Annotated in this window: 20 protein-coding genes; 11 read left to right on the top strand and 9 right to left on the bottom strand. The window is 67.1% G+C overall.

The window, feature by feature from the left end; all coding sequences use genetic code 11:
* The 5 genes from B9S61_RS31380 to B9S61_RS31360 all read left to right on the top strand — a co-directional run.
* A partial coding sequence (locus B9S61_RS31380) for an ISAs1 family transposase (RefSeq protein ID WP_107499716.1) occupies positions 1-542 on the top strand: 542 nt, incomplete at its 5' end.
* Positions 543-596: 54 nt separating this feature from the next.
* On the top strand, positions 597-1,031 hold the full coding sequence (locus tag B9S61_RS31375; RefSeq protein WP_103545226.1) for a hypothetical protein: 435 nt from the start codon (positions 597-599) through the stop codon (positions 1,029-1,031).
* Between the two features lie 296 nt (positions 1,032-1,327).
* The gene (locus B9S61_RS31370; RefSeq protein ID WP_059073260.1) at positions 1,328-1,882 is read left to right on the top strand and encodes a hypothetical protein; all 555 of its coding nucleotides are present in this window, start codon (positions 1,328-1,330) and stop codon (positions 1,880-1,882) included.
* On the top strand, positions 1,879-2,148 hold the full coding sequence (locus B9S61_RS31365) for a hypothetical protein (RefSeq protein ID WP_059073261.1): 270 nt from the start codon (positions 1,879-1,881) through the stop codon (positions 2,146-2,148). The genes B9S61_RS31370 and B9S61_RS31365 overlap by 4 nt, the downstream gene beginning before the upstream one ends.
* A gap of 39 nt (positions 2,149-2,187) precedes the next feature.
* Positions 2,188-2,451 carry a hypothetical protein gene (locus B9S61_RS31360; protein ID WP_006378837.1) on the top strand — a complete coding sequence of 88 codons (264 nt, stop codon included), beginning with the start codon at positions 2,188-2,190 and terminating at the stop codon, positions 2,449-2,451.
* Between the two features lie 83 nt (positions 2,452-2,534).
* Here the strand turns inward: B9S61_RS31360 and B9S61_RS31355 are convergent, their stop codons facing one another.
* The 8 genes from B9S61_RS31355 to B9S61_RS40475 all read right to left on the bottom strand — a co-directional run bounded on the left by B9S61_RS31355 (position 2,535) and on the right by B9S61_RS40475 (position 13,111).
* The gene (locus B9S61_RS31355; protein ID WP_103545225.1) at positions 2,535-2,864 is read right to left on the bottom strand and encodes a recombinase family protein; all 330 of its coding nucleotides are present in this window, start codon (positions 2,862-2,864) and stop codon (positions 2,535-2,537) included.
* Positions 2,865-3,635: 771 nt separating this feature from the next.
* On the bottom strand, positions 3,636-7,280 hold the full coding sequence (locus B9S61_RS31350) for a hypothetical protein (protein ID WP_103545224.1): 3,645 nt from the start codon (positions 7,278-7,280) through the stop codon (positions 3,636-3,638).
* Between the two features lie 190 nt (positions 7,281-7,470).
* Entirely contained in the window at positions 7,471-7,710 is a 240-nt protein-coding gene (locus B9S61_RS31345; protein WP_146065005.1) for a hypothetical protein, read from the bottom strand.
* Positions 7,711-7,832: 122 nt separating this feature from the next.
* Positions 7,833-8,591: an N-6 DNA methylase gene (locus tag B9S61_RS31340; protein ID WP_006378577.1), complete on the bottom strand. Its 759-nt coding sequence runs from the start codon at positions 8,589-8,591 to the stop codon at positions 7,833-7,835.
* On the bottom strand, positions 8,588-8,809 hold the full coding sequence (locus B9S61_RS31335; RefSeq protein ID WP_006378670.1) for a hypothetical protein: 222 nt from the start codon (positions 8,807-8,809) through the stop codon (positions 8,588-8,590). Before B9S61_RS31335 ends, B9S61_RS31340 begins: the two co-directional genes overlap by 4 nt.
* Positions 8,809-10,107, bottom strand: coding sequence for a ParM/StbA family protein (locus B9S61_RS31330; protein ID WP_006378820.1), 1,299 nt, complete (start codon positions 10,105-10,107; stop codon positions 8,809-8,811). Before B9S61_RS31330 ends, B9S61_RS31335 begins: the two co-directional genes overlap by 1 nt.
* A 58-nt stretch (positions 10,108-10,165) precedes the next feature.
* A complete protein-coding gene (locus tag B9S61_RS41205; protein WP_006378982.1) occupies positions 10,166-10,642 on the bottom strand; it encodes a hypothetical protein in 477 nt (158 codons plus the stop codon).
* Between the two features lie 2,100 nt (positions 10,643-12,742).
* A complete protein-coding gene (locus B9S61_RS40475) occupies positions 12,743-13,111 on the bottom strand; it encodes a hypothetical protein (RefSeq protein ID WP_146065004.1) in 369 nt (122 codons plus the stop codon).
* Positions 13,112-13,128: 17 nt separating this feature from the next.
* On the opposite strand from B9S61_RS40475, the gene B9S61_RS31320 reads away from it, so the two are divergent.
* Positions 13,129-13,671 (top strand): DUF2493 domain-containing protein, encoded by a 543-nt coding sequence (locus B9S61_RS31320; RefSeq protein WP_258039957.1) that lies wholly within the window; start codon positions 13,129-13,131, stop codon positions 13,669-13,671.
* Positions 13,672-13,758: 87 nt separating this feature from the next.
* Here the strand turns inward: B9S61_RS31320 and B9S61_RS31315 are convergent, their stop codons facing one another.
* Complete coding sequence (locus B9S61_RS31315) at positions 13,759-14,097, bottom strand: Lsr2 family protein (protein ID WP_006378738.1); 339 nt, start codon at positions 14,095-14,097, stop codon at positions 13,759-13,761.
* Positions 14,098-14,303: 206 nt separating this feature from the next.
* Here B9S61_RS31315 and B9S61_RS31310 point away from each other — a divergent pair, with 206 nt between their 5' ends.
* The 5 genes from B9S61_RS31310 to B9S61_RS41200 all read left to right on the top strand — a co-directional run bounded on the left by B9S61_RS31310 (position 14,304) and on the right by B9S61_RS41200 (position 20,904).
* Positions 14,304-16,157, top strand: coding sequence for a DHH family phosphoesterase (locus B9S61_RS31310; protein ID WP_103545222.1), 1,854 nt, complete (start codon positions 14,304-14,306; stop codon positions 16,155-16,157).
* 20 nt (positions 16,158-16,177) lie between these two features.
* A complete protein-coding gene (locus B9S61_RS41775; protein WP_219819983.1) occupies positions 16,178-16,981 on the top strand; it encodes a CPBP family intramembrane glutamic endopeptidase in 804 nt (267 codons plus the stop codon).
* A gap of 182 nt (positions 16,982-17,163) precedes the next feature.
* A complete protein-coding gene (locus B9S61_RS31300; protein ID WP_103545221.1) occupies positions 17,164-17,556 on the top strand; it encodes a hypothetical protein in 393 nt (130 codons plus the stop codon).
* Between the two features lie 1,349 nt (positions 17,557-18,905).
* Positions 18,906-20,726, top strand: a complete 1,821-nt coding sequence (locus B9S61_RS31295; protein WP_258039956.1) for a phage/plasmid primase, P4 family — start codon at positions 18,906-18,908, stop codon at positions 20,724-20,726.
* A 7-nt stretch (positions 20,727-20,733) separates the two neighbouring features.
* Complete coding sequence (locus B9S61_RS41200) at positions 20,734-20,904, top strand: hypothetical protein (protein ID WP_181007616.1); 171 nt, start codon at positions 20,734-20,736, stop codon at positions 20,902-20,904.
* Positions 20,905-20,963 lie beyond the last annotated feature (59 nt).

Here is a 20,963-nt window from a genome sequence, read left to right as displayed (position 1 = left end):
TCAAGGCCAACCAGCCCACCGCCTACGCCCAGCTCGCCGCCCTGCCCTGGACCTCGATCAAGGTCCAGCACACCGCCTCCGCCACCGCCCACGGCCGCCGCGAGTCCCGCTCGATCAAAACCTGCACTATCGCCGACAACCTCGGCGGCATCGCTTTCCCCCACGCCCACCTCGCCATCCGGGTCCACCGCCGCCGCAAGCCCACCGGCCGGCCCGAAACCCGCGAGAACGTCTACGCGGTCACCAGCCTCGCCGCCCATCAAACCCGCCCCATCGACCTCGCCACCGCCATCCGGGGGCACTGGGGAATCGAAAACTCCTCCCACTACATCCGAGATGTCACGTTCGCCGAGGACGCCTCGACCATTCACACCGGCACCGCACCCCGCGCCATGGCCACCATCCGCAACCTCGCCATCGGCACCCTGAAGATCCTCGGAGCCGACAACATCGCCAAGACCACCCGCGCCATCCGCCACGAACCCGAACGAGCACTCGCCATCCTGGGCATCACCAACAACCCAGACACTCACGGAACTTGATCAAGCCCTGGGAAGAAGGCGAACCGCGGGTACGCCGTACACGCCACCAGGCAGATGGACGGCGGCATCGGCGACACCGGCGCGTGCGGCACGTACTTCCCGCAGGACACGGAGAGCAGCCTCGAGGCCCCCGGCACCGACGTGTCGTGCCAGGCCTGCGTGAAGGCACTCCTCAGCAAGCGCGAGGAGCGCGAGGAGGCCGAGGCCGCGGCCGCCGCAGAGGCCACGCACCGCTGCACCCTGCCGCCGAACCGGTTCCTGCCCTGCGGCTGCTGCCCGCACCAGGTCTGCGAGGACTGTGAGCGCTGCGCCCACACGTGCGTGTGCGGCACCGGCGGAACCCCCGCCCAGCCCGCCGGGGCCGCCGGTGAGTTGTGCCCCAACGGCCAGCCCCGCCCGGAGTGCTCCGAGAGCGACCCATGCGAGCCCTGCTGGCAGGACCAGCAGGAGGAGGGCGACGCGATCGAGGCCAGCATGGGCATGCGCTGAACCTCGCCCCCACGGCCTGCGCCGACCAGCGGGGGCGGGGCCGTTGGCCTGCTCGAGCAGGACGGGCTCGGTGCACTACGCCGGGGCGCACCGAGCCGCAAGGACGGCGCCGTAACGCCCCCGCCTCCCGGTGCAGGCCGACCCGAACGGCCGGCTGTCCGCCGGTTCCTTGAACTCCGCAGAACCCCCGCCTGCTGAGCATCACGCTCGCTGGGCGGGGGTCTCTCTTTGTCTGATCAGCGGAGCTGATTCGGTCTGGTCTTCGAAAGATCACGTCCAGCGCCAGGAGTACAGCCATGAGCCAGCCCCTCGAACCCACTGATCGCCGACAGACGGAGCACATGCGCTGCGACTGCGTTCCGGATCTGGGGCCCGCGCACTGCCACGGGTGCTCCGAGATGACGGGGCGAGACGAGGTCTACCCGGGACCGCACTGTCCGACGCGCGCCGTCCAGGCCGCCAAGGTCGCCTTCGAGGTGGCGGCGGGCTACGAGCACGCTGCGCCGGTGGTCCTGCACGCCAGCGAGTTCGCTGATGTTCATGGCGCAGTGAGTGCTGCGTTGCACGCACGCGCAGAGCAGATGCCGGAGCTGCCGCGGCACACGGTGCCCATTTCGGCGAGCTACAGCATCCGTGGCGCACACGCGGAGCTCGACGGCGTGACGTTCCCGTCTGTGGCCGGACTCACCACCGCCGTGATCACCGTCCGCACGGCCTCCCCGATCGACCGGCTGACGCTGATCCCCGTGATCGGCCAGATCTCCCATGAAGTCGAGAGCGCAGCCGAGGAGCAGGACGACGCCTACGTCGCCGAGAAGATCTACATCATCGAGGAAGGACCCAGCGCATGAACGCCACCACCAGCACCGCGGGTTCGACGTGGCGCGACCGCGCTGTCAAGACGATCGGCCGGGTGCTCCTCACCCTCATGATTGCGACGAATGTGATCGTCCTCGCGCCGGCTGCGGTCTTCTGCGTCATGACCGGCCAGTACACGCCGATCATCGTCAGCATCGCCTTCAGCGGCGTGTGCTGGTGGATCCTCCTGCGTACCCTTCGGGCTCTTGCCGAGAAGCGCCGCGCGAAGAAGGCGCTCATGAGCGCGACCCAGAACTGAAACCGCAGTCCAGATTCGATCCGAAAGAAGCACGGCGCCATGAGCACCAGCACCATCAGCACGAATGATCTTGCGAACCTTCAGGCCGGCGACAAGGTCGTCGTCAAGAGCAGCCTCGACGAGAACGCCGGAGAGTCCATCTGCACGACCACCGTCCTCGACCGACGCAACGTCCCCGCAATCCCCGGCTGGGGAGGTCGGGAGGAAAAGACCTTGGTCCGACTGGGTAGTGGCTTCTGGTACGACCTGGCCACCGGGCTTCAGGACGACTCGGGGGCCACGCGCATCGAACGGTGTGCCTGACACCCACTCTGAACGCCGAAGATCCCCGTGGAGCGCACGTCTCCGCGGGGATCTTCTTTTCTCGCCGGCGGCCGGCGGTGCTCCTACTTTTCCAGCTTCCAGGCGTGCTCGTACTCGGCAGCGGCCATCATGAACTTCAGCGAGAACAGCCCCTTGGCGGGGGACTCCGTGAGACTGCGCAGCGTCGCACCTTTCGCGATGATCAGCTCAACGACGGCCCGTATCGCCTCGAGGGTCCGTCCGAGCCTGTCGTACCGCCACACGACGACTTCGTCGCCGGCCTGCAACTCCGCCACCAGCTCGCGCAGCCCGGGGCGGTCAGTGCCTGCGGTGGTTCCTGAGACGCCCTCGTCCGAGAAGATCCGGATCGCGCCGACTGCCTCAGGAAGCTGAGGCCCTTTGGCGTGCCGCACCGGAAGGTGAGACGGAGCCCGGCATCGGTGACCACATCCATAGATGCACTGATTGGACGACGGGACTGTCGGCGACGTCCCGTCGAGGGCGGTGGAGGGCGGCCCTTGACCAGGGCGCGCGGTGAGGGCCGCCCGAAGCCCCACCGTCCTGTCAAGGCAAGGCGCGTACGACGGTAGTGCGCCCAGCCCCGCTATGCCTCCCAGACGCGTCAGCCGGGGGATGCGGTCCCGGAAGACACCGACTGACTCGTCCTTTCCGCACGGTCCCCCCGCGACGCCAGTGGTGCCCTGGGGCGAGCCCTCGCGGCCGTTCAGGCAGGGCTCTTGCTGCGTCGGTGTCGGGGACCGGGAAGTGAGCTGATGAGCTGCTCGCGACTCATCTTGGACCGCCTCGGGACCCTCTGCTCGGCCCACTCGTACAACCCGGTCTTGCTCAGTTTCTGCAGTTCCGCCTTGCTCGTGCCGGTGACGCGGGAGCGGCTGGTCAACGCGTGAGCATGCTTCGGAGGGGCCTTTCTGGATGCCGTCTCATATCGCCCGAGCCATGACCGTGCTCCATCCTGTGCACCCAGCGCAAAGCCTGGGGTATCGCTCCTTCCTCCACGCTCGCACTGGTGCGTGCCCTTCGCGCGCCGGGCCGTGCTGGCGGGCGTCCGGCGGCGGCCCGCCCGTCCGGAGCCCCCAGTGCGGCGGCGAAGGAGTCCTGCCGGAATGGGGGGTGTCCGGCGGGGATGGGTATGCGGACGGAAGGGGACGGTGCGCGGTGCCGGGTCAGGGACGGGCGGGTGATTGGTTCCATCCGGCCTTGGGTTCTGTGCCGTCGGCCAGCAGGGCGGCGAGGTGGTCGATGGTGGTGAAGGCGATCTGAGGATCGGTGGTGAAGGCGGCGGGATCGATGTTCCGGGTGACGAAGAGGGGTGTGACCGTCCAGTCCCGCGCTGTCTGGACGCCGCACGCCCGTGCTGCTGCCGCGGCATGGGCGCGAATCACTTCGGCCTTGGCCAGCAGCTTTTTTCGGTAGCCGGTGAACCGCCCGAGGTTCTGGGCGACCTTGTGGATGCCGACGGCGCGTTGGGGGTTCTTCGCCTCGATGACCCACAGCCGGCCCCGGGGGTCGGCGACGAGGAGGTCAACCTCACCGGGGAGGCCGGGTATGTCGGCGGCGGCCGCCGGCCCGCGGTCGAGGCGGGAGAGGTGGGGCAGGCCCGCGCGGGCTGCGGCCTGGGCGAGGTCGGTCTCGAGCTGGTTGTTCTGCTGCTGGCGATGGCGCTCTAGAAGGCCGGTCACCTTCGCGGGAGCGTCTGGGCGCGGCAGGCGTCCGTCAGCGAGACCGGCGGCGTACAGCTGCTGGGAGGTATGTACGAGCCAGGGCGCGATGATGATGCCGTCGTCGTGGGCGATCAGTGGGTGGGTGGTGGGGCGGATGCGGCGCTCGACCTCTGCATAGGCGTGGTCGAGGGAGCCGGCCGCGTTGGCCGGGTCGAGGACCAGCTGGTCGACGGCGGCCCGGGTCTGGGTTTCGGGCAGCTGGGACCAGGCTGCGGCCTCGCGGGCGAGGTCCTGGCGGCTGGTGAAGGCGGTTCCGTCCGGGCGGGTGGGCCAGTCGGCTGCGGTGGCGAGTACGGCGGCGAGCCCGTCGAGGCCGCAGCCCCAGCAGGCGGTGAGGTCGCGGTCGGCCTGAGTCAGGGTGCTGCCCGGTGGTGGGTTCAGGCGGGTGAAGGCGATCGGAGTGCGCCCGCCGCGGCGGGCGGTGAACAGTTCCTCGGGGGCAAGGGGTTGGGGATGGCTCTGGCGGGCACGGGCGAACCAGGCCTGTTCCTGGGCGTTGCGGTAGGCCGCGATGTCGAGTCCCAGATGTTCTGGGCTGTCAGCGCCTGACGTTGTGGTGGCGCCGTCGAGGGTGAAGACGCCGCTGGGATGGACGGTGAGGGTGGCCGGGTGCAGGCCGCGGCTGGCGGGGATGGCGACCAGCGCGGTGCGCAGGAGGAGTTCGGCCAGCGCGGTCAGTTCGGCCAGGGCGATGAGGTCGGTGGGTTTGTCGCCGGCGGGCGGGGTGATCAGGGCCTGCTGGATCAGCAGTTGCAGGGCGGTGGTGATGGCGGCGCCGTCGGACTCCCGCCGCTCTGCCTCTTCCTGCCAGGGCTTTCCTCCGGCGTGAACCAGACCGGTCAGGGATTCCCGACGGCCCTCAGTGCGGGTGGCGAGCGCTGCGTTGAGGTGGCGGACCAGTGCGGGCACCAGGTCGGGACGGTGGGCGCGGAGCTGACCGGTGAGACCGTCTTCCAGGGCGGTCAGGAGCTGGCTGGCGTGTCCTTCGCGGCCCACAGCCTCGCGGCCGGTGAACGTGCCGGCCGGCAGGCCTGCGGCGCGCACCGCGTCGGCGGCGACGCGCAGCGCGCGGACACGCACATGAGGCGTGCTGCTCGGCAGGTAGTGGTGCGGGGCGGGCGGCGGTGCGTAGGGGTCGCCGGCGTACCAGGTGAGGATGGGGACCGCCGCGTCCCACGCGTTGCTGAAGTCCGCCTGATTGAGCCCGTTCTTGGCGCCGTGGGCGGTGCGGAGGCGGCCGATGGTGTGGTTGAGGACGAGGCCGAGGACACGGTGGCCGTCCTCCGTAAAGCGGGCCAGGAATAGCGGGTCGAGGACGAGGTCGATGCGAGCTGCTTCCTCGTCCAGGCCGATCTGTAGTGCCAGAGCATCGTCCGGAACCTCCGGCGCCAGGTCGGCGGCCGGACGGTGGGGCTGGAGGGTCTCGGTCAGATGCAGAAGGACCGGCCGGCGGTCGGGCAGGGTGGAGTGCTGGGTGAGGCTGGCGTCTGCGGCGAGGGTGCCCCGGATACCGTCGGCGAGTCCGGCCAAGGAGGCCTCGTCCAGCAGGGCCCGCTCGTCGCAGTCGAGCGTGGCGACGATGACGAGCGGCGGGTGCGTGCTGATGCAGGCCTTCACGATGCCTTCGTTGAGCCTCTGACGCAGGTCGGCCCACTGGCCATCGCCCTCGGATGCGGCGGCAAGGCGGCAGTCGGCCCAGTCGATCGCGGGCGGCAGTCCGGTCGCGGCCAGCAGATCGTCCGTGCGCGCCCACAGTGCCGCTCGCTCCCAGGAGACGTCCCACCCACACGGCTCCACCACCACGCCGCCCTCGCCGGCGGGGCCGGGCGGCAGAAGCGCTGCCTTCATGGACCAGGCCGTCCATGCGTCGAGGACGTCGTAGTACGCCACGGCGTCGCAACCGGGGTGCTCGGTGAGCTCCAGCACCCACAGCGCCACCTTCGTCAGGTCGCCGCCGGCCGCGGAGAAGATCTCGGTGAGCTCCTCGACGTGGACGTAGAGGGTGTCGGTGATCACCTCGCGACCCAGGAACCTCGGGCCGGCGTAGATGACGAGCCTCCCCGTACCAGCTGGTGCACTCGACAGCTCGGTGCGTGCCTTCTCCACCAGGACCGCCAGGTCATCGCCGAGGGTGGCAACGATCGCGATCTCCAGACGGTGGGACAACGAGCTGATCCGGCACACCTCCTCCGGCTCGGCCGGCGCGTGATCCAGACCGAGCAGGCCTGCCACGCGAGTGGCCGCGCGGCGCCGCAGCTGCATCAGGGCCTCGGGCGGCGCCGGGTGGGCGTCCAGCAGATCGGCGGCCGCCGCAGTGACGGCCTCCAAGGCGGTGGAGGCAGGCACGGGGACTGTCCGCTCGCCGTCCGAGATGAGCAGGGTGGGGCCGAGAAGAGGCAGTCCGGGGTCGTAGAGGAGGGGAAGTTCGTTGAGGTTCCGGGTGAGGTAGGCGAGCGCGGCCGTCGTCCGCTCCGGATCGTCGGCGGCCGCTGTAGTCAGATGGTCGATGCCGAGTCCGGCAGCTGCCGTGATCTCGGCCCCGCTTACCTCACACGTGATCTGCCCGCGCATCGGTTCGGCTTCGTCTGCCGGCGGCCAGGCCGCGGCGAGGCACGCGACGGTGTGGTCGGTGTGGCGCAGGGCGAGTTCGAGGACATCGTCGATGCCGAAGCCACGGACCTGGATCAGGTGGTTGTCCACGGCGTCGGCTGTGTCTCGCAGACTTCGCAGAACGGGGAGCGGATGGTCGAGGTCGCCGGGATGGACGAGGTACCGGCGACCCTTGAGCGTGAAGCGCACGGCATCGGCGGGGCTGTTCGGAAAGCGGTGCGTTGTGATGCCCCTGCGGGCGGCTTGGAGGGCCGTGTGAAGGAGGACGGGCAGGTCCCGTACGGTCGCGGCCCGCCCGTCCCGGGCCGGGGCCGCCAGAGAGCGGGCGAAGATGAGCAGGAGGTGCTCATGGAAGCGGGCGCAGCCTGGAGACTCAAGTGCCGCACGCAGCAGTGTAAGGACCGAAGCACTGGAGTACAGCTCCAGCGCCTGGTCCAGGACGCTGATGTCTTCCTGGCGACGGTCGTTGTCGGGCATCGGTCGCCTCTCCACGTTCGGGTGCCGGACACAGCCTGCCAGCGCCGAGGGAGACTGCACGCGGATTCCCTGCTCCGGAACCCGAGCAGGCGCACCCTGAGCTATGGCACGCAGGCGGCGGCAAGAGGGGGCGTCCGCGCAGGCACAGGACGCGGTGCCGCCGCCGCAGCTACCGGTTGTACGGGCTTGCCTACCGTTTCCGGAATACCTGTGCTGCCGAGGGCAGGGCCATGTCGAGCAGGGTGTCGATGGTCCGGCCGTCGAGACCGCTGTCCAGGTGGAAGGACCGGCCGAGCACTTCGCCGGTCTTGGAAGGATGCACACCCAGGCGCACACGGGTCTTGAGGCAGATGTCGCCGAGGATGGCTGCGGTCTCACCGGGTCGGTGCTGGATGTACCAGGTGAGGAGTTTCACCGCAGCGGTGGACACGTCGGACACTGTGGTCTGCTCCGCCGTCCGGCCCCTCGCCGCCGACACCGCCAGCTGACACGCACGTGCATGCGCTTCGTCGCTCTCGACGTCAGAGAGATCGGTGTGTTCTTGCGTGATCGTCATCGCTGCACCTCCAGAGCATCAGCGGGTTTTTCGGGAGTCCCCTGAGGCGTGGTGATGATCAGCCGCCGTGATCCATTGACCGCCCGGGCCAGCCTGAGCTTCCGGCCCCAACCGCCCAGGACATGAGCGGGAGCGGGCCACGACTCGAAGGTCTCCAGCGTGAGGACGTCGCGACGGCGCACCACCGCCGGAATGTGCAGCAGCGTCAGATGGACGTAGATCATGTGCATGGCCTGCGGTGCTATGTCCTCTGCCGTCACGTGCAGCTGCGTCTGTGGGTTCAGGCCGTGCTCGAGCATCGCCTGCGACAGAGCAACTATGAACGCGCCCGCGCCGCAGCTGGGTTCATACACATTGGCGAAGCCGTCCCTCCGCACGTGCTCGACCACCGAGTCGATCTGCATCTCGGCCATCAGCTGGGCGATGTCGTAGGGCGTGTAGTACTGGCCGAGCCGCTCGTTGCCGAGCTCCAACTCCATGTAGAGGCGGCCGAGTACGTCGCAGGGCTCGCGCTCCATCTCCACGGTCACCAGCGCCAGGGCGTGCGCGAAGCGGTCCAGCTCTGTTCTGCTGTAGCGGCCGGCGATCTGGAGGTACTGCCCTTCGCGCACTCCCCAGGCCTCGCTCCCGCTGACGTCCACGGCGTTGCGCAGAGCCAGCGCCGCCATCTCGACGAAGCTGTCGAAGACTTCGCTCATACGCTTCGCGCCGGTGTTCGCCGCCAGCAACTTCACGATCTCGCGGTACCCGCTCATGCGCCCGGCTCGGGGCTGCTCTTCGAGCCGACCGCGAGGACTGCGGCGGAGCCCGGAAGCTCCTCATCCGACTTGAGCAGCTTCCGCCGGGCCTGCTCGCGAAGCAGAACCAAGGCCCCATCGCGGATGAACTCGAGCACGATTTCATCCGACAACTCGATGCGGCTGCTGATCTCTTCGACCTCGGCCTTCGAGGTCGCATCCAGTGCCTCACACATCAGGCCACCTCCTTACTGCGCTTGCCCGCGGACTTCGCGGCGAGGGCCTGCTGCTCGACGTGGCGCGCCGCGATGTACAGGCCCTCGCGGTTCAGGTGCCGCGAGTAGCTCGAGTCGAGGTAGAGCACGGGCACATCGCCCGCGGCCTTCAGCAGCGCCGGGTGCAGCAGATGCTTGATCGGGCCCGAGCCGCCGCCGTAGACGTAGACGACCTCGGTTGTCGCACCGGCCTGGGAGAGGACGTCGCCGAAGGAGGAGACGATCTCATCGACCAGGTAGCTCGCCTCGTCCTCGACGAAGCCGGCGGCGCGCTGGTGACGGTTCTTCACCAGCACCGACGGCTCCGCGTGGAGGAAGTCGGCCAGCTGCTTGCGCGAGGAGAACTGCAGCGTGGCGTCCGACTCGCTCATGCGCTCCATGGCGTTCATCAGCGCGGTGCCGTAGCCCTCGTCGAGGGTGTCGGCCGCCTCGGGGTTGAACCGGCCGTCGGTGAAGACCGGGAAGTTCACGGTGCCCTCGCCGACGTCGACGCCGATGGTGTTCTGCACCGCCACCAGATCGGAGGCAGAGACACCTTCCACGATGGACGCGTCACGGGCGCGCAGATCATCGAGCAGGGCCTGTGCGAGCGGCTCGCCCTTGTCGGTGATGGCGAACTGCGCGGAGGCACCCTCGGCCATCACCTGGACGTCGACGAACTGCAGACGTACCGAGACGGGAGTGCTGAAGTTCTTGATCGTCACCAGGTGCACCGTCGGATCCGCGCTGCCCAGCAGACCGATGAACTCGGCGGCGTAGGCATGGCGACGCGCGACGAACTCAGAGATCGGCAACGCCAGGCCGGCGCGCACCTGCACGCGCAGCTCATGATCGGGCAGCGCGCCGTTCTCGCGGACGTAGTCGCGCAGGGCCTTCGCGGCGAAGACACCCAGGACCAGAACCTTGCTCAGCTCCTGATCGGCCTTGGAGTGCTTGCCCAGCACCTCGAACTCGGTGAACTTCGAGCCGCGCACAGACAGCGCTGCGCGGCCGAAGATCCGGCGGTCCGACGCCGCCACCAGGGGAGTGGTGAGCGAGCAGTCGATCTGGTTGTAGAAGTCGCCGGCCAGCACGGAGGCCGCATCCGCGTCGGGGAGCGGCACCTTCGGCGAGGTGCGGGAAGTCGAGACGACCGCGCTGGGCAGATCGATCTCGTCGAATGTCCCCTGCTTCGTGTTCTGGATGACGCCCTTGACATAGCCGTTGCCGACGTCGATGCCGCCGGTGAGAGTGATGGTGTCGTTGCTGTTGGCGCTCATGAATTCGGCCCCTCGGTGTCTGTGTTGTCTGCCTGGAAAATGAAATTCACCGCGTTACTCAGCGCCGAGTGCTCGCCATGATTTCGTCGATGGATGCCTGCTTCGGCGGTTCCGGCGGTGCGCTGGGGGCGTTTGCCGCGGGCTCCTCGGCCGTCTCAACCGGTGCGGGAACCGGCTCGGGCTGGGCTGACGGCGCTGGTGCTGTCTTCTCGACGACGGCGTCCGTGTCGACCTCGGCCTCGTCGGCGACTGCGGACTGCGGCTGAACCGGCCTGGCGGCCGGACGGCGATCGGTTGTGGCCTCGTCGTCCTCGTGCTGCTCGGTGCTCTCCAGTGGCGGCCGGCCGCGACGCGGCAGCTGATCGACGGGCTTGTAGAAGACATCGATGTATCCGTCGCGCTGAATGGACTCCCGAATGAGCAGTCGCAGCGACTGCGAGATGTTCTCCTGCCGATCGAGCCACTCGATCACCGAGGTGTCGGCAGCGGGCACGGTCCAGCGGACCTTGCGAGGTTCACCCGGCTGATTCGCCATTGCACTCACCTCGCCCCGCCACTCGCACCTGCGCTTCATCCGGTCGTTCGCCGGATGCCTCTGGCTCTGCCATATGGACTCACCGCCCTTCGCGTTTCCTCTCGAATGCGAATCAACGCGGGCTCACTCTAGTGCCCCTGTTGAGTCCTATGCAAGTCCTATTCGATACGCAAGAGAGGCGCTTTCGGAGTCCCTATTGAGTACCGACAGGGATACTTGTGAGACACCCCCGTGCCTCCACCAGGGGCGACTGCGCGCAGGTCGCCGGCATCGTGCGCCTATGGGCCCCACCTGTGACGCGGCAAGTGCTCACGCGGGACGCCTGCGAGACACCCGCGGTCACAACACTGATCCCGAGGAGCCGCATTGGAGTACGAATGAGGTCCCCTTGGCGTCCAGGTGGTGTCTCCTATGAGACGCAACCCGGTACCCCTGCACGGACGAGCCCTCGGAGGGCACCGTGTGCGACGCCGGGGCGCCACTGTTGGAGCGTGCACGAGACACCGTGAGGACGTGCACGGGACCCTGAGAGACCCAGCGGCAGCAGTAGGCGTCTTATGCGTGTCCCAGTCGCGTCCCCTGCGTGTCCCGATGAGTCACCTCGGAGACGCGCGAGAGACGCTGTTTCATGGGGCCGAAAAGCCTGTCTGTGCCCCTCGCCGAAGCCCGTCGGCAGGCGCGGCAGCGCAGCCACGGAAGGCCGGCGGAGCGAGCCAGCACAGCCGTCGGCGAGCCGTCAACACAGTGTTGGCACAGCGCCGCTGCGACGGTCGGTACAGAGGGGTGTCATCGGGCCGTCATGGTCGCGCAGAGGAGAGCAGAGGGAGAAGGAGCGAAGGCGGAGTAGACCCCCGCACGCAGCGAACGTGCGAGGAAGGACTTGCTTCCGCAGCAAAGGCCCGTGAGGTAGAGAAAGAGCAGAGGCATTTGCTGCGGAAGCAGCCCCTGGAGGAAGACGACAACGGCCCGATGACGCTGGAGCGGCTCGCTGTGCCCGATGGGCAGATGGCTGCAGCAGCCGGGCCTCTCTTCTTCTAATGCGTCCACGAAGGACCACCCCGGGCTTGCCGCGCAGGCGCGAAAGGGAACACAGCCCGGGGCCGGAGCGTGCGTCGACAAGGTAGTGCCGAACGCCCGCCTCGGACGCGGTGCATGAGGTGCTGGCACGCTGCCGCGGCAGCACCGGAGCAACGACCGGAGCGAGGTGAATCCACGTCGGTGCAGCCAGCACAACGCGACGGGGCGAGGCCGGCTGCGCCGCCGCAGCGAGCGGTGGAGCAGAGCGTTGTCCACAGCCGAAGCGACGGTGTCGCGAGAGGACGGATCCGCTGCGCGGCGAAGGCTGTGCCGCCGACGGCAGCAGGGCGATGAACCGGGGCTGCGCCCCGTCAGGAGCAGACCCGTACCCCCCGCCTCGCTCGTGCCTCACGAGGACGGATCAGCATGGGGGTACGGCCGTATCACGGACGGCAAAACAGCAGTACAGCCAGAAGGTGCAATGACCAGGCGAAACAGCCAGACCCGTACCCCCGCTGCGCGGAAAAGGGGGAGGGGTACGGGTCAAGAGGGTACGGACCGTTTCCCCTGATGTTCCAGGCTTCCGCTAACGCTCCAGCCGTGGAACAGCGAGGACGACGGCAAGAAAGCAAAGGGCATAAGGGAACCTGATAACACGTGTCCTGCGGACCCTCGCTCCGCTCGGCCTCTCCGCTGCGCTCCGAGGACGTGTTAGTCGGCATAGCCGACGGGTTCCACCGCTCGCTTCGCTCGCCGGTCCGTCGGTCGCTGGCGCTCCCTCCGGCTATGCCCAGCGCTGCGCTTGAGAGAGGAAGCCCCACCACTGCCCCGCTGCAGTTGTCCACAGATGTGGACAGCAGCAAAGGGTGCAGCAGTGGTGGATCGCCTGGCGCTGCGCGCCTGGCTCAGGCGAGAAGTGACGACCCGTGCGACGGCTCGCCACGCGATCCATCCGGGAGCAGATCACGCCATCGAGATCTTCCGGGTCGTCAGCCAGCAAAGCTGGCACGGGGCTGGGTCGAACATCGAGATCACACGGACCCACCGGGGTCCGCACTCGATGGTCGCCACCCGCACCCGAGTTCACGAAGAGGCGCCACCAGGACGCAGTCCCAGCCCGAAATCTCGCCCTACGACACCGGAGCCCGCCGCGAGCCGAAGTTGTGGCAACCGAACAGCGAAGCCGTCGCCGAGGTGATGCGCTCCGGCGAAGCCGGGGGCATCGGCAACGTCGACTTCACCAACGGCGAGAACGGCACGGTCGTCACTGTGCACGTCTCCCGCAGCGATGACCGGATGTACACCGTCCACCTCATGCCGATGTGTGATGACGATCAGATCCGCCGTCGAGCTCCACCGGGAGAAGGACCTGGCCGTCATCGAACCCGGTACCAGCCGGCCGGTATGAGCCAGCGACATGCAGGCCGCCGCCTGTCCAGACATCGTGGCCACAGCTCTCGACTCCAGCTGTGGAGACCGCCGAGTCACCAGGAGAGGAGACTCGAATGATTGCTGAAATGATTCCAGAATCGTTCTCGCACGTTGTCCTCGTCACCGGTTCCCGCAGCTGGAACGACGAGAAGAGCATGCGTGAGACGTTCAACGACGCCTGGCGCGACTGGGGTCCCAAGAACGTCACCCGGCCGGTACTCATCTCGGGGCATTGCGCCGAGGGTGCCGACGCCATGGCCGAGCGCCTGTGGCGGGCCGCCGGCTTCGGGATCCGCACTTTCCCCGCCGCCTGGTCGGCTCATGGGAAGCGGGCCGGCTTCCAGCGCAACCAGGAGATGGTCGACGCCGCCCAGGTCTTCCGCGGTGCCGGGGCTCAGGTGCTGTGCACGGCCTTCCTCGATCTCTGCCGGAAGCCCGCATGCCCGCAGCGAGACCAGGCGCAGCTCATGCCACATACGCCGGGGCACTTCTCGCACGGCACCATCCACTGCAGGTCTCGCGCGCGAGCTGCGGGGATCGAGACGACCAGCGTGATCCATCCGTCGCTGCCGCCGTTCTGAGACGCACGAAGGGCCCTGCAGCACACTGCAGGGCCCTTCAGGGACGAATGGGAAAAGTCGGCCGGGAGGCGAACACCAGGCTCAGCGCTACTTGCTCCGATCGATGCCGTGCGCCTCGTCGTAGGCCTTCATGACCTTCTTCGGGATGCGCCCCCGCTCCGCGAACTCGTAGCCCTCCTTCTTGGCCCACTCACGGATCTTGTCGCGCTCCTCGGCAGTCGTCTCGGGTACGACTCGCTTCTTGACTGGCGCCGCCTTCCCGGCTTTCCGGCCGACCTTCAGGTATGGCTTCAGCGCCTCCTCAAGCTTCTTCTGTTCCTCAGCTGTGAGGTCGACTTCGTACCAGGTGTCACCCAGGCCGAAGGTCGCCGTAGCCGCATCCGGCTTACCACTGAGATCTGACTCGACAATGCTTCGAATGGCCATACCGGCGAGAGTAGCTGATGCGCAAGGACCTTGGAAAGTCTGTCGCAACCATTCGAGATAAGAGTGCCATTCGGAGCCCAAATGGGACTCGAAGGCACTGCTGAATTGGCAGAAAAGGTGAATGCAACTGCTAAAATCACAGCAATGCGAGGGGTGTCACGTACCCCGTTCTCCACCGACCAACAACCTTGATGAGAGGTCCCACCATGTCCACGCTCCATACCGTCGACGACCATGCGCTCACCGACGAGGACACCGACCTCTTCGAGCTGCTGTGCCAGCGCAGGGGGTGGTCGGATCAGTACTTGAAGGAGATCGAGTCCACCGAGCACGACGAGCTCCTGGGCCTGGCCGAGATGGTCGAGGCCCTTCATGACGCCCGGACCACGGGTAAGAAGATCACCATCGCCCCCGACTTCGACATGGACGGCATCTCCTCCGGCGTCCTCGGCTACGCCGGCCTGTCCGAGCTCGGCTTCGACGTCGAGCTGCACCTGCCCGACTACCGCCGCGGTCACGAGCTCGCGCCCGAGGACATCGCCGAGATCCACGCGAAGTGGCCCGACACCCGGGTCCTGCTCACCTGCGACGGGGGAGTGAACTCCCACCGCGGTATCGCCGCCGCGCGTGCCCTGGGCTGGACGACGCTGGTGACCGATCACCACGAGGAGCTCGCGCCGGGCTCGACCGCGGACATCACCGTCGACCCGTGCCGGATCGACGAGACCTACGCCCACACCGGGATCTGCGGTGCCCACGTGCTCTACCAGGTGATCGAGGCCTACACCCGCGTGCACCGGCCCGAGAAGCTCTGGGAGATCCACCTGCTGCGCCTGTTCGCCGGCCTGGGCACCGTCTCCGACGTCATGCCCGTGCTGTACGAGAACCGTCAGCTGGTGCGTGATGCGATCTCGATCGCCCGTCTGCTGCGCGTCGTCGCGCCGAAGACGATCCCCAATCCCTGGGGTGGGTTCGACGCTGACCCGGATGCCATCGACGTCGAGCAGTCGATCCTGATGCAGCTGCTGCGCACCGAGCCACATCATCCGGTCTTCCTCCGGGCCTTCGAGGGCTTCGCGATCGTGCTCAAGGCCTTCGCGCAGATCGGCAAGATCCGAGACGTCGACGACCTCGACGAGGGCTTCTTCGGCTTCTACCTCGCCCCGGCGATGAACAGCCCGCGCCGCACGGGGGCCTCGCTTGAGCCGTGCTTCGCGGTGTTCACGGCCGCCGGTGCTGACGTCAAGCTCAAGGTCGCCCACCAGGTGATCGAGAGCAACGATCTGCGCAAGCAGCTGGTCATCGAGCACATGGAAGAACTCACCACCGGGGACCAGCCGTTGGCCCCGTGGGTGTACTTCTCGGACGCCTACCCGGGCATGTACGGGCTGTTGGCCAACCGGATGATGGAGCTCAACGGCCACCCGGTCGTCGTCGTCAACCGGCCCGCCGGCCCCGACGATTTCGTCAGCGGCTCCGGTCGCGCGCCGGGGTGGTTCGACATCATCACCAGCCTGGAGCCGCACGACGGTCTCAGCGCCATCGGGCACCAGCAGGCCTGCGGCGTCCGCATCGCGAAGGCCGAGAAGCTCGGTGACCTCGTCGCCGTGCTGCAGGAGGCCACCCAGGTCGCCCTGCTCGCCGTCAGCACCGACGGACCGAGCGGTGATCTGGTACTCGGCCCGGACGCCGACTGCGACGCCGGCCTCGAGGATCTGCAGCCGCTGTTCGAGCTGGTGCGCCGGACCGAGGGGCTCAAGCCCTTCGGGCACGGCTTCACCGCTCCTGTCGTCGAGATCGCGATCGAGCCCCTGGGGCTGCGCGTGGACCGGATCGGATCCGAATCGCAGCACCTGCGTCTGGTCACCCGGTCCGGCCTGTCCTGCCTGTGGTGGAACGTCGCCGAGGAGAAGTTCGACGTGCTCCGGGGCTTCGTGCAGCGCGCCAGCCGCACCGAGCTCGGGACGCTGCGCTTCACGGCGACGCTGCAGCTGAACACCTTCCGCGGCGACACCCGCGTGCAGGCCGTCATCAACGAACAGATCACCACGGCTGCTTGAGCCCCGTAGAGGAGGAGACCTTGACGACTTCACCGATCACCTCGCGTCTGATCGGCATCGGGTGGTGCGTCCTCGTGCCGTTCGTCGCCGTCGCGGTCTACCTCGTCCTCGGCACCGTCGCAGTCCTCCTCATCGGAGAGCCGATCGTTGCGACCGCCGTCCTGGGCATGCTTGTTGTCGTCCTGGTGGGTTCGGTGAGGATCCAGCGGCCCCGGTGGCTCGCGCATGCGGCGGCCCCGCGGCCGAGGCCGGAGATCCCACGCTTCGGGTGGCCCGTCCTCGGCTGCGCGGTCCTGGCCTTCCTCGCCGGCCAGTCGCTGGCCTTGTGGATCTACGTCACGGCCGGGTCCGCCGGCTTCGACGCGTCGAACCAGACGAGGCACGCGGCCGGGGCTGTGGCAACTCTTCTGCTCACCCTGGTCGCGGCTCCCGCGGGGGAGGAGGCCCTGTTCCGAGGGCTGATCTACCCGTTGCTGCGCAAGCGGGTGGGCATCCTCGCCTCCACGCTGGTCACCGCCGTGGTGTTCGGCCTGCTGCACGGCAACGCCGTGCAGTTCGCCTCGACCCTGCCACTGGCGGTGCTCCTGGCCCTGGTCTACGAACGCACGCGCGTGCTGTGGCCCTGCGTGCTCCTGCACCTGGGCTTCAACCTCGCTGCCGCCCTTGTCCCGGCACAGGCGCTCGGCGCTCTGGCGAACCCCGTCTCCGCGGTGTTCCTGTACCTGGCCTTCGCTGGTTGTGCCTTGGGGCTCTACCGGCGGGTCGCCGGCGGGACTGCGACTGGCGCAGTCCGGGGCGCGGGAGGCGAGTCCGCGATGCAGTGAGCGGGGTGACTCAGCCTCTTCTGAAACACGATGGTGCCCTCCGTGCGGGACCTGGCGGCCTTTCAGCCGCCGGTCCTTCGTGCGGAGGGCATGCTCGTGGTGACCGGGGTGATCCGGTCACCGGGGGTGTGACTGAAAGTATCTATTCAGTCATACTCATCAGGAGAGGAGAGGATCTCGTCATGGCTATCGTCAACACCTGTACGTACGACTCACGAGGAAAGCTCGTCCGTCCCGACGCGCTCGACATCAGCCGTGCGAAGATTCGTCTGGACCTCGACACTGGTGAGAAGCCCACCTTCGAGCACGGTCACACACATGTCTTCGTCGTCTCCGACATGGGCGTCACGGCCGAACAGGCCCGTGAGCGCGTGAACTCTAGGCTGCGCCGGTTCTTCGATCGCGCTGAGGCCGTTCGCGGCTTCCGCAAGATCACGATGGAGAAGAGCCAGAGCAAGAACCGGCTCAACCTCAACACCACGATTTCCTACGAGATCCTCTACGTCGTCGAAGCAGACGAGCGATCCCGTAGCCGCAGTCCCGAGTCCTCCAATGCGGGATACCAGCGAGGCTGAAGGCTGGTCAGCCCTGGGAGATTCGCGCCATCCACGCCTCGCACTCATCAGCACCATGCAAAGAGGCCGGAGAGCTCCCTTCCCACGGGGATGCTCTCCGGCCTCTCTGTTTCCACGTTCCAGTGCAACATTGATCACCTGGCGTCAACGATAGCAGCTGTCGTGTATCACTCGCAATGAGCAGCGAATGCCAGTCAAATGCTCCCTCGCTTCCAGTGGGGCCTCATGGATGAACGGCTCGGACAGAGTTCTGACTCGCGCTTGGAGGACGCGTAAGGAGCCTTTTGTGAGCCTCAGGACGCCGAGGATGTCCAGTGCCGCTGAGGCTCGGCCGCGCCGCCTGGGAGCCGCACGGCAGCTCGGCGTGGAAGTCCGCCTCGACTTGGTCGCCAGGGGGCTGGGCGCATCGAGCTGCCAGCTGTACCACGAGACGTGGTACACACCCGAAAACAGCGTCTGACCTGGGAAAACACCTGGACCGTAAGGCTCTTTCCCGCATCGGGTGTACCACATAGGAGCGCCGACGTGGTACGACGTTTTACCTGGTCGCCCAGCATTTCCCGTCGATGTACCACGAGTACCACGCTTTTTTGACCGTTTACATAGGGGACGCGTTCGGGAGCGGTCCAGGCGGCTCCAGCCCCAGCTCGCCAGTCTGCTCTCTTATCCCCCTGCGCGTGTATCTAGTCTCTATTTCCTGGTACAAGTGGTACGGGGGGTATATAAACACCGCCTGACCTGGGCAAACACCTGTACCACGTAGAAAGTGCCACGTGGTACACCTTGCTCTTGAACTCCCGGAATTCTCGCTCTGACCTGGGGGAACAGGTGTACCACGTCAAGTGGTACACGCTCGTTTACCCCTAGAGGGTATGCGGGCGTGCGGCGCTCGGGATCCTCCTGGAGAGCGTCCGGTCGATGCTCTGGTGGCAGCTGGCTCGACCGGTCAGAAGAACTCCTCCGAACCTCGACCGCGGGCCGGGCGGCTCACGCCGCCCGCGGGTGCGTGGTCGAGTACGAGAAGCCAGCGACTCCGTGGGGCATGTGCCCGACGAGTCGCTGGTTCTCATGTCCCGCCCAGGCTCGCGACGCGTGTGGCGTGGCCGTGGCGGTCGCGCGCTCTCTCCAGTCCCTGTCGGTGTCCCTTTGGGCCTCCATTAGCCACCATTCGTGACATCAGTCGACTCTCTTGTTGGATGGTGGCTCAATCGTTGAAAAAGGGCACTCGGATGACGTAGGGTCAAGATCACGTTTCGTTCGATTACGAGTCCAATCGGCTTCCCACTCATCGCCGGCAGGAACTCGATCATGATCGAGAAAGCAGCAACATGACGCCTCCTGATGCCCTCATGTCCGTACCTGCCGCCGGTTCCAACGCCGGACCGCGCACCAACCCCGTCGCCGACGTCCTGGCCAGCGTCATGGGGTACTTCTCTAGCCGCGACGACATGGCTCCGCAGAACGAGATCGTCACCTACGTCACCGCCGCCTACCTCGACCAGATCGACCCGACCGATCCTCCGACGCCTCGTGTGCTGGAGAAGGAGCTGCTGGCGATTGTGGGCGGGGTCGTCAAGGCCGAGAATTTCAAGGCGGCCGTGGCCGCCGAGAAGTACCCCCTGCCGAGATATCTGACGTACTGGCAGGTCGCGCAGATCCTCCTGCGTCTGCACCACGTCATCCGGATCGCGCCCAACGCCAAGGACACCGACCGTGAGTACGACCTGCTGGCGATGTACCAGGCCGCGGGCCGCGCGCGTGGGACGTACACCACCAGCGAGGACGACATCCGCACCACGGCGCGCATGTACAACACCCAGCTGACCCTCAAGGAGTTCGCCGAGGTCCTGGCCGTTTTGCGCGAGGACAGCCCGCGTCGGCACCAGAGCACGAACCGCGACTTCATCGCCGCGCGCAACGGCATCGTCTTCTACGGCACCGAGCCGCTGGACCTCACGATCTTCGGCAAGGACTTCCACTTCGAGCCCAAGCAGGTCCACCCCTTCGACCCCGCCATCGTGCTGCTGACCAAGAACGACGTCGACTACGTGGACGACGCCCCGCAGCAGGTCATCACGCACCCTGAGGACGGAGATTGGGAAGTCGGCGCCTGGATCGAAGAGCTCTTCGACCAGCCCGGTGACGAGGGTCTTGCCGACCTGATCTGGGAGATCATCGGCGCGATCATCCGGCCGCACGTGCGCTGGGGTAAGACCGCCTGGTTCTACTCCGAGCAGGGCAACAACGGTAAGGGCACGCTTTGCGTGCTCATGCGCAATCTCGTCGGCAGCGGCGCGCACACCTCGATTCCGCTCTCGGACTTCGGCAAGGACTTCGCGCTCGAACCGCTGGTGCGCGCCAACGCGATCATCGTCGACGAGAACGATGTCGGCACCTTCATCGACAAGGCGGCCAATCTGAAGGCGATCGTGACCAACGACGTCATCCAGATCAACCGCAAGTACCGGATGCCGATCGCCTACCAGTTCTTCGGCTTCATGGTCCAGTGCCTGAACGAGTTCCCGCGCGTGAAGGACAAGTCCGAGTCGTTCTACCGCCGGCAGCTCTTTGTGCCCTTTACCAAGAGCTTCACCGGAGCCGAGAAGAAGTACATCAAGGACGACTACCTCCAGCGCCGCGAGGTCCTGGAGTACGTCTTCTGGTACGCGGTCAACCGCGCCGGCGCGTCATCTCCGGGTGACTACTACCAGCTCTCAGAGCCGGTGGCCACCAAGGAAGTCCTGGCCGAGTACAAGGAGGTCAACGACCCCGTGCGCGCTTTCTGGGAAGAGTTCCGCGGGCGGCTGGTCTGGGACCTGGCACCGTTCACGTTCCTCTATGACCTGTACAAGGCCTGGTTCGCCGACGTCTCGCCGTCGGGCTCCCCGGTGAGCAACAAGCAGTTCATCACTGACCTCGTGGCGATCGTCCGGCCGGATGCCCTGTGGCACTGCCCGGACAAGAACCGCAAGATCCGGCCCGGCCAGATGATGCACACCCCCGAGGTGCTTATCGCCGAGTACGAGCTGAAGAAGTGGATGCACCCGAGCTACACAGGCAGCGACCCGAAGAAGAAATCCCAGCCGATGCTGCAGGCCAACTACCGCGGACTGCTCCGGCAGACGGGCGCATCCGCCCCGACCGACGACACCACTGACGAGCAGGACTGATGCACCCATGGTTAAAACTGCTGGCGCACTCGGCGAACTCACCCAGGCCGGCGAACTCGCCCGCGGCCAAGCCCGCCTGATCACGGCGATGTCCGACGTCGAGCGCGAGCAGTGGATCACCCACCTCATCGTCCGCTCGCAGATCACGGCAGACCCCGTGGAGAGGCCCGGCTCATGAGTGAGGCGTCCCGGCGCATGCATACCCCGCGCCGGCGCTCTCCTCACGACTCCCTCTGA

This window comes from Streptomyces sp. SM1 (assembly GCF_002910825.1).
Lineage (GTDB): Bacteria > Actinomycetota > Actinomycetes > Streptomycetales > Streptomycetaceae > Streptomyces > Streptomyces okerensis.
Note: the sequence above shows the minus strand (reverse complement) of the source record. Positions and strands in the feature narration are given on the sequence as shown.

Coding starts and splice junctions, on each gene's coding strand:
- B9S61_RS41200 (WP_181007616.1), top strand. CDS start 20,734: ATGGTTAAAACTGCTGGCGCACTCGGCGAACTCACCCAGGCCGGCGAA.
- B9S61_RS31295 (WP_258039956.1), top strand. CDS start 18,906: ATGTCCGTACCTGCCGCCGGTTCCAACGCCGGACCGCGCACCAACCCC.
- B9S61_RS31315 (WP_006378738.1), bottom strand. CDS start 14,097: ATGGCCATTCGAAGCATTGTCGAGTCAGATCTCAGTGGTAAGCCGGAT.
- B9S61_RS31300 (WP_103545221.1), top strand. CDS start 17,164: ATGGCTATCGTCAACACCTGTACGTACGACTCACGAGGAAAGCTCGTC.
- B9S61_RS31340 (WP_006378577.1), bottom strand. CDS start 8,591: ATGAGCGGGTACCGCGAGATCGTGAAGTTGCTGGCGGCGAACACCGGC.
- B9S61_RS31335 (WP_006378670.1), bottom strand. CDS start 8,809: ATGTGTGAGGCACTGGATGCGACCTCGAAGGCCGAGGTCGAAGAGATC.
- B9S61_RS31310 (WP_103545222.1), top strand. CDS start 14,304: ATGTCCACGCTCCATACCGTCGACGACCATGCGCTCACCGACGAGGAC.
- B9S61_RS41205 (WP_006378982.1), bottom strand. CDS start 10,642: ATGGCGAATCAGCCGGGTGAACCTCGCAAGGTCCGCTGGACCGTGCCC.
- B9S61_RS31330 (WP_006378820.1), bottom strand. CDS start 10,107: ATGAGCGCCAACAGCAACGACACCATCACTCTCACCGGCGGCATCGAC.
- B9S61_RS31365 (WP_059073261.1), top strand. CDS start 1,879: ATGAACGCCACCACCAGCACCGCGGGTTCGACGTGGCGCGACCGCGCT.
- B9S61_RS31360 (WP_006378837.1), top strand. CDS start 2,188: ATGAGCACCAGCACCATCAGCACGAATGATCTTGCGAACCTTCAGGCC.
- B9S61_RS31350 (WP_103545224.1), bottom strand. CDS start 7,280: ATGCCCGACAACGACCGTCGCCAGGAAGACATCAGCGTCCTGGACCAG.
- B9S61_RS31370 (WP_059073260.1), top strand. CDS start 1,328: ATGAGCCAGCCCCTCGAACCCACTGATCGCCGACAGACGGAGCACATG.
- B9S61_RS31375 (WP_103545226.1), top strand. CDS start 597: ATGGACGGCGGCATCGGCGACACCGGCGCGTGCGGCACGTACTTCCCG.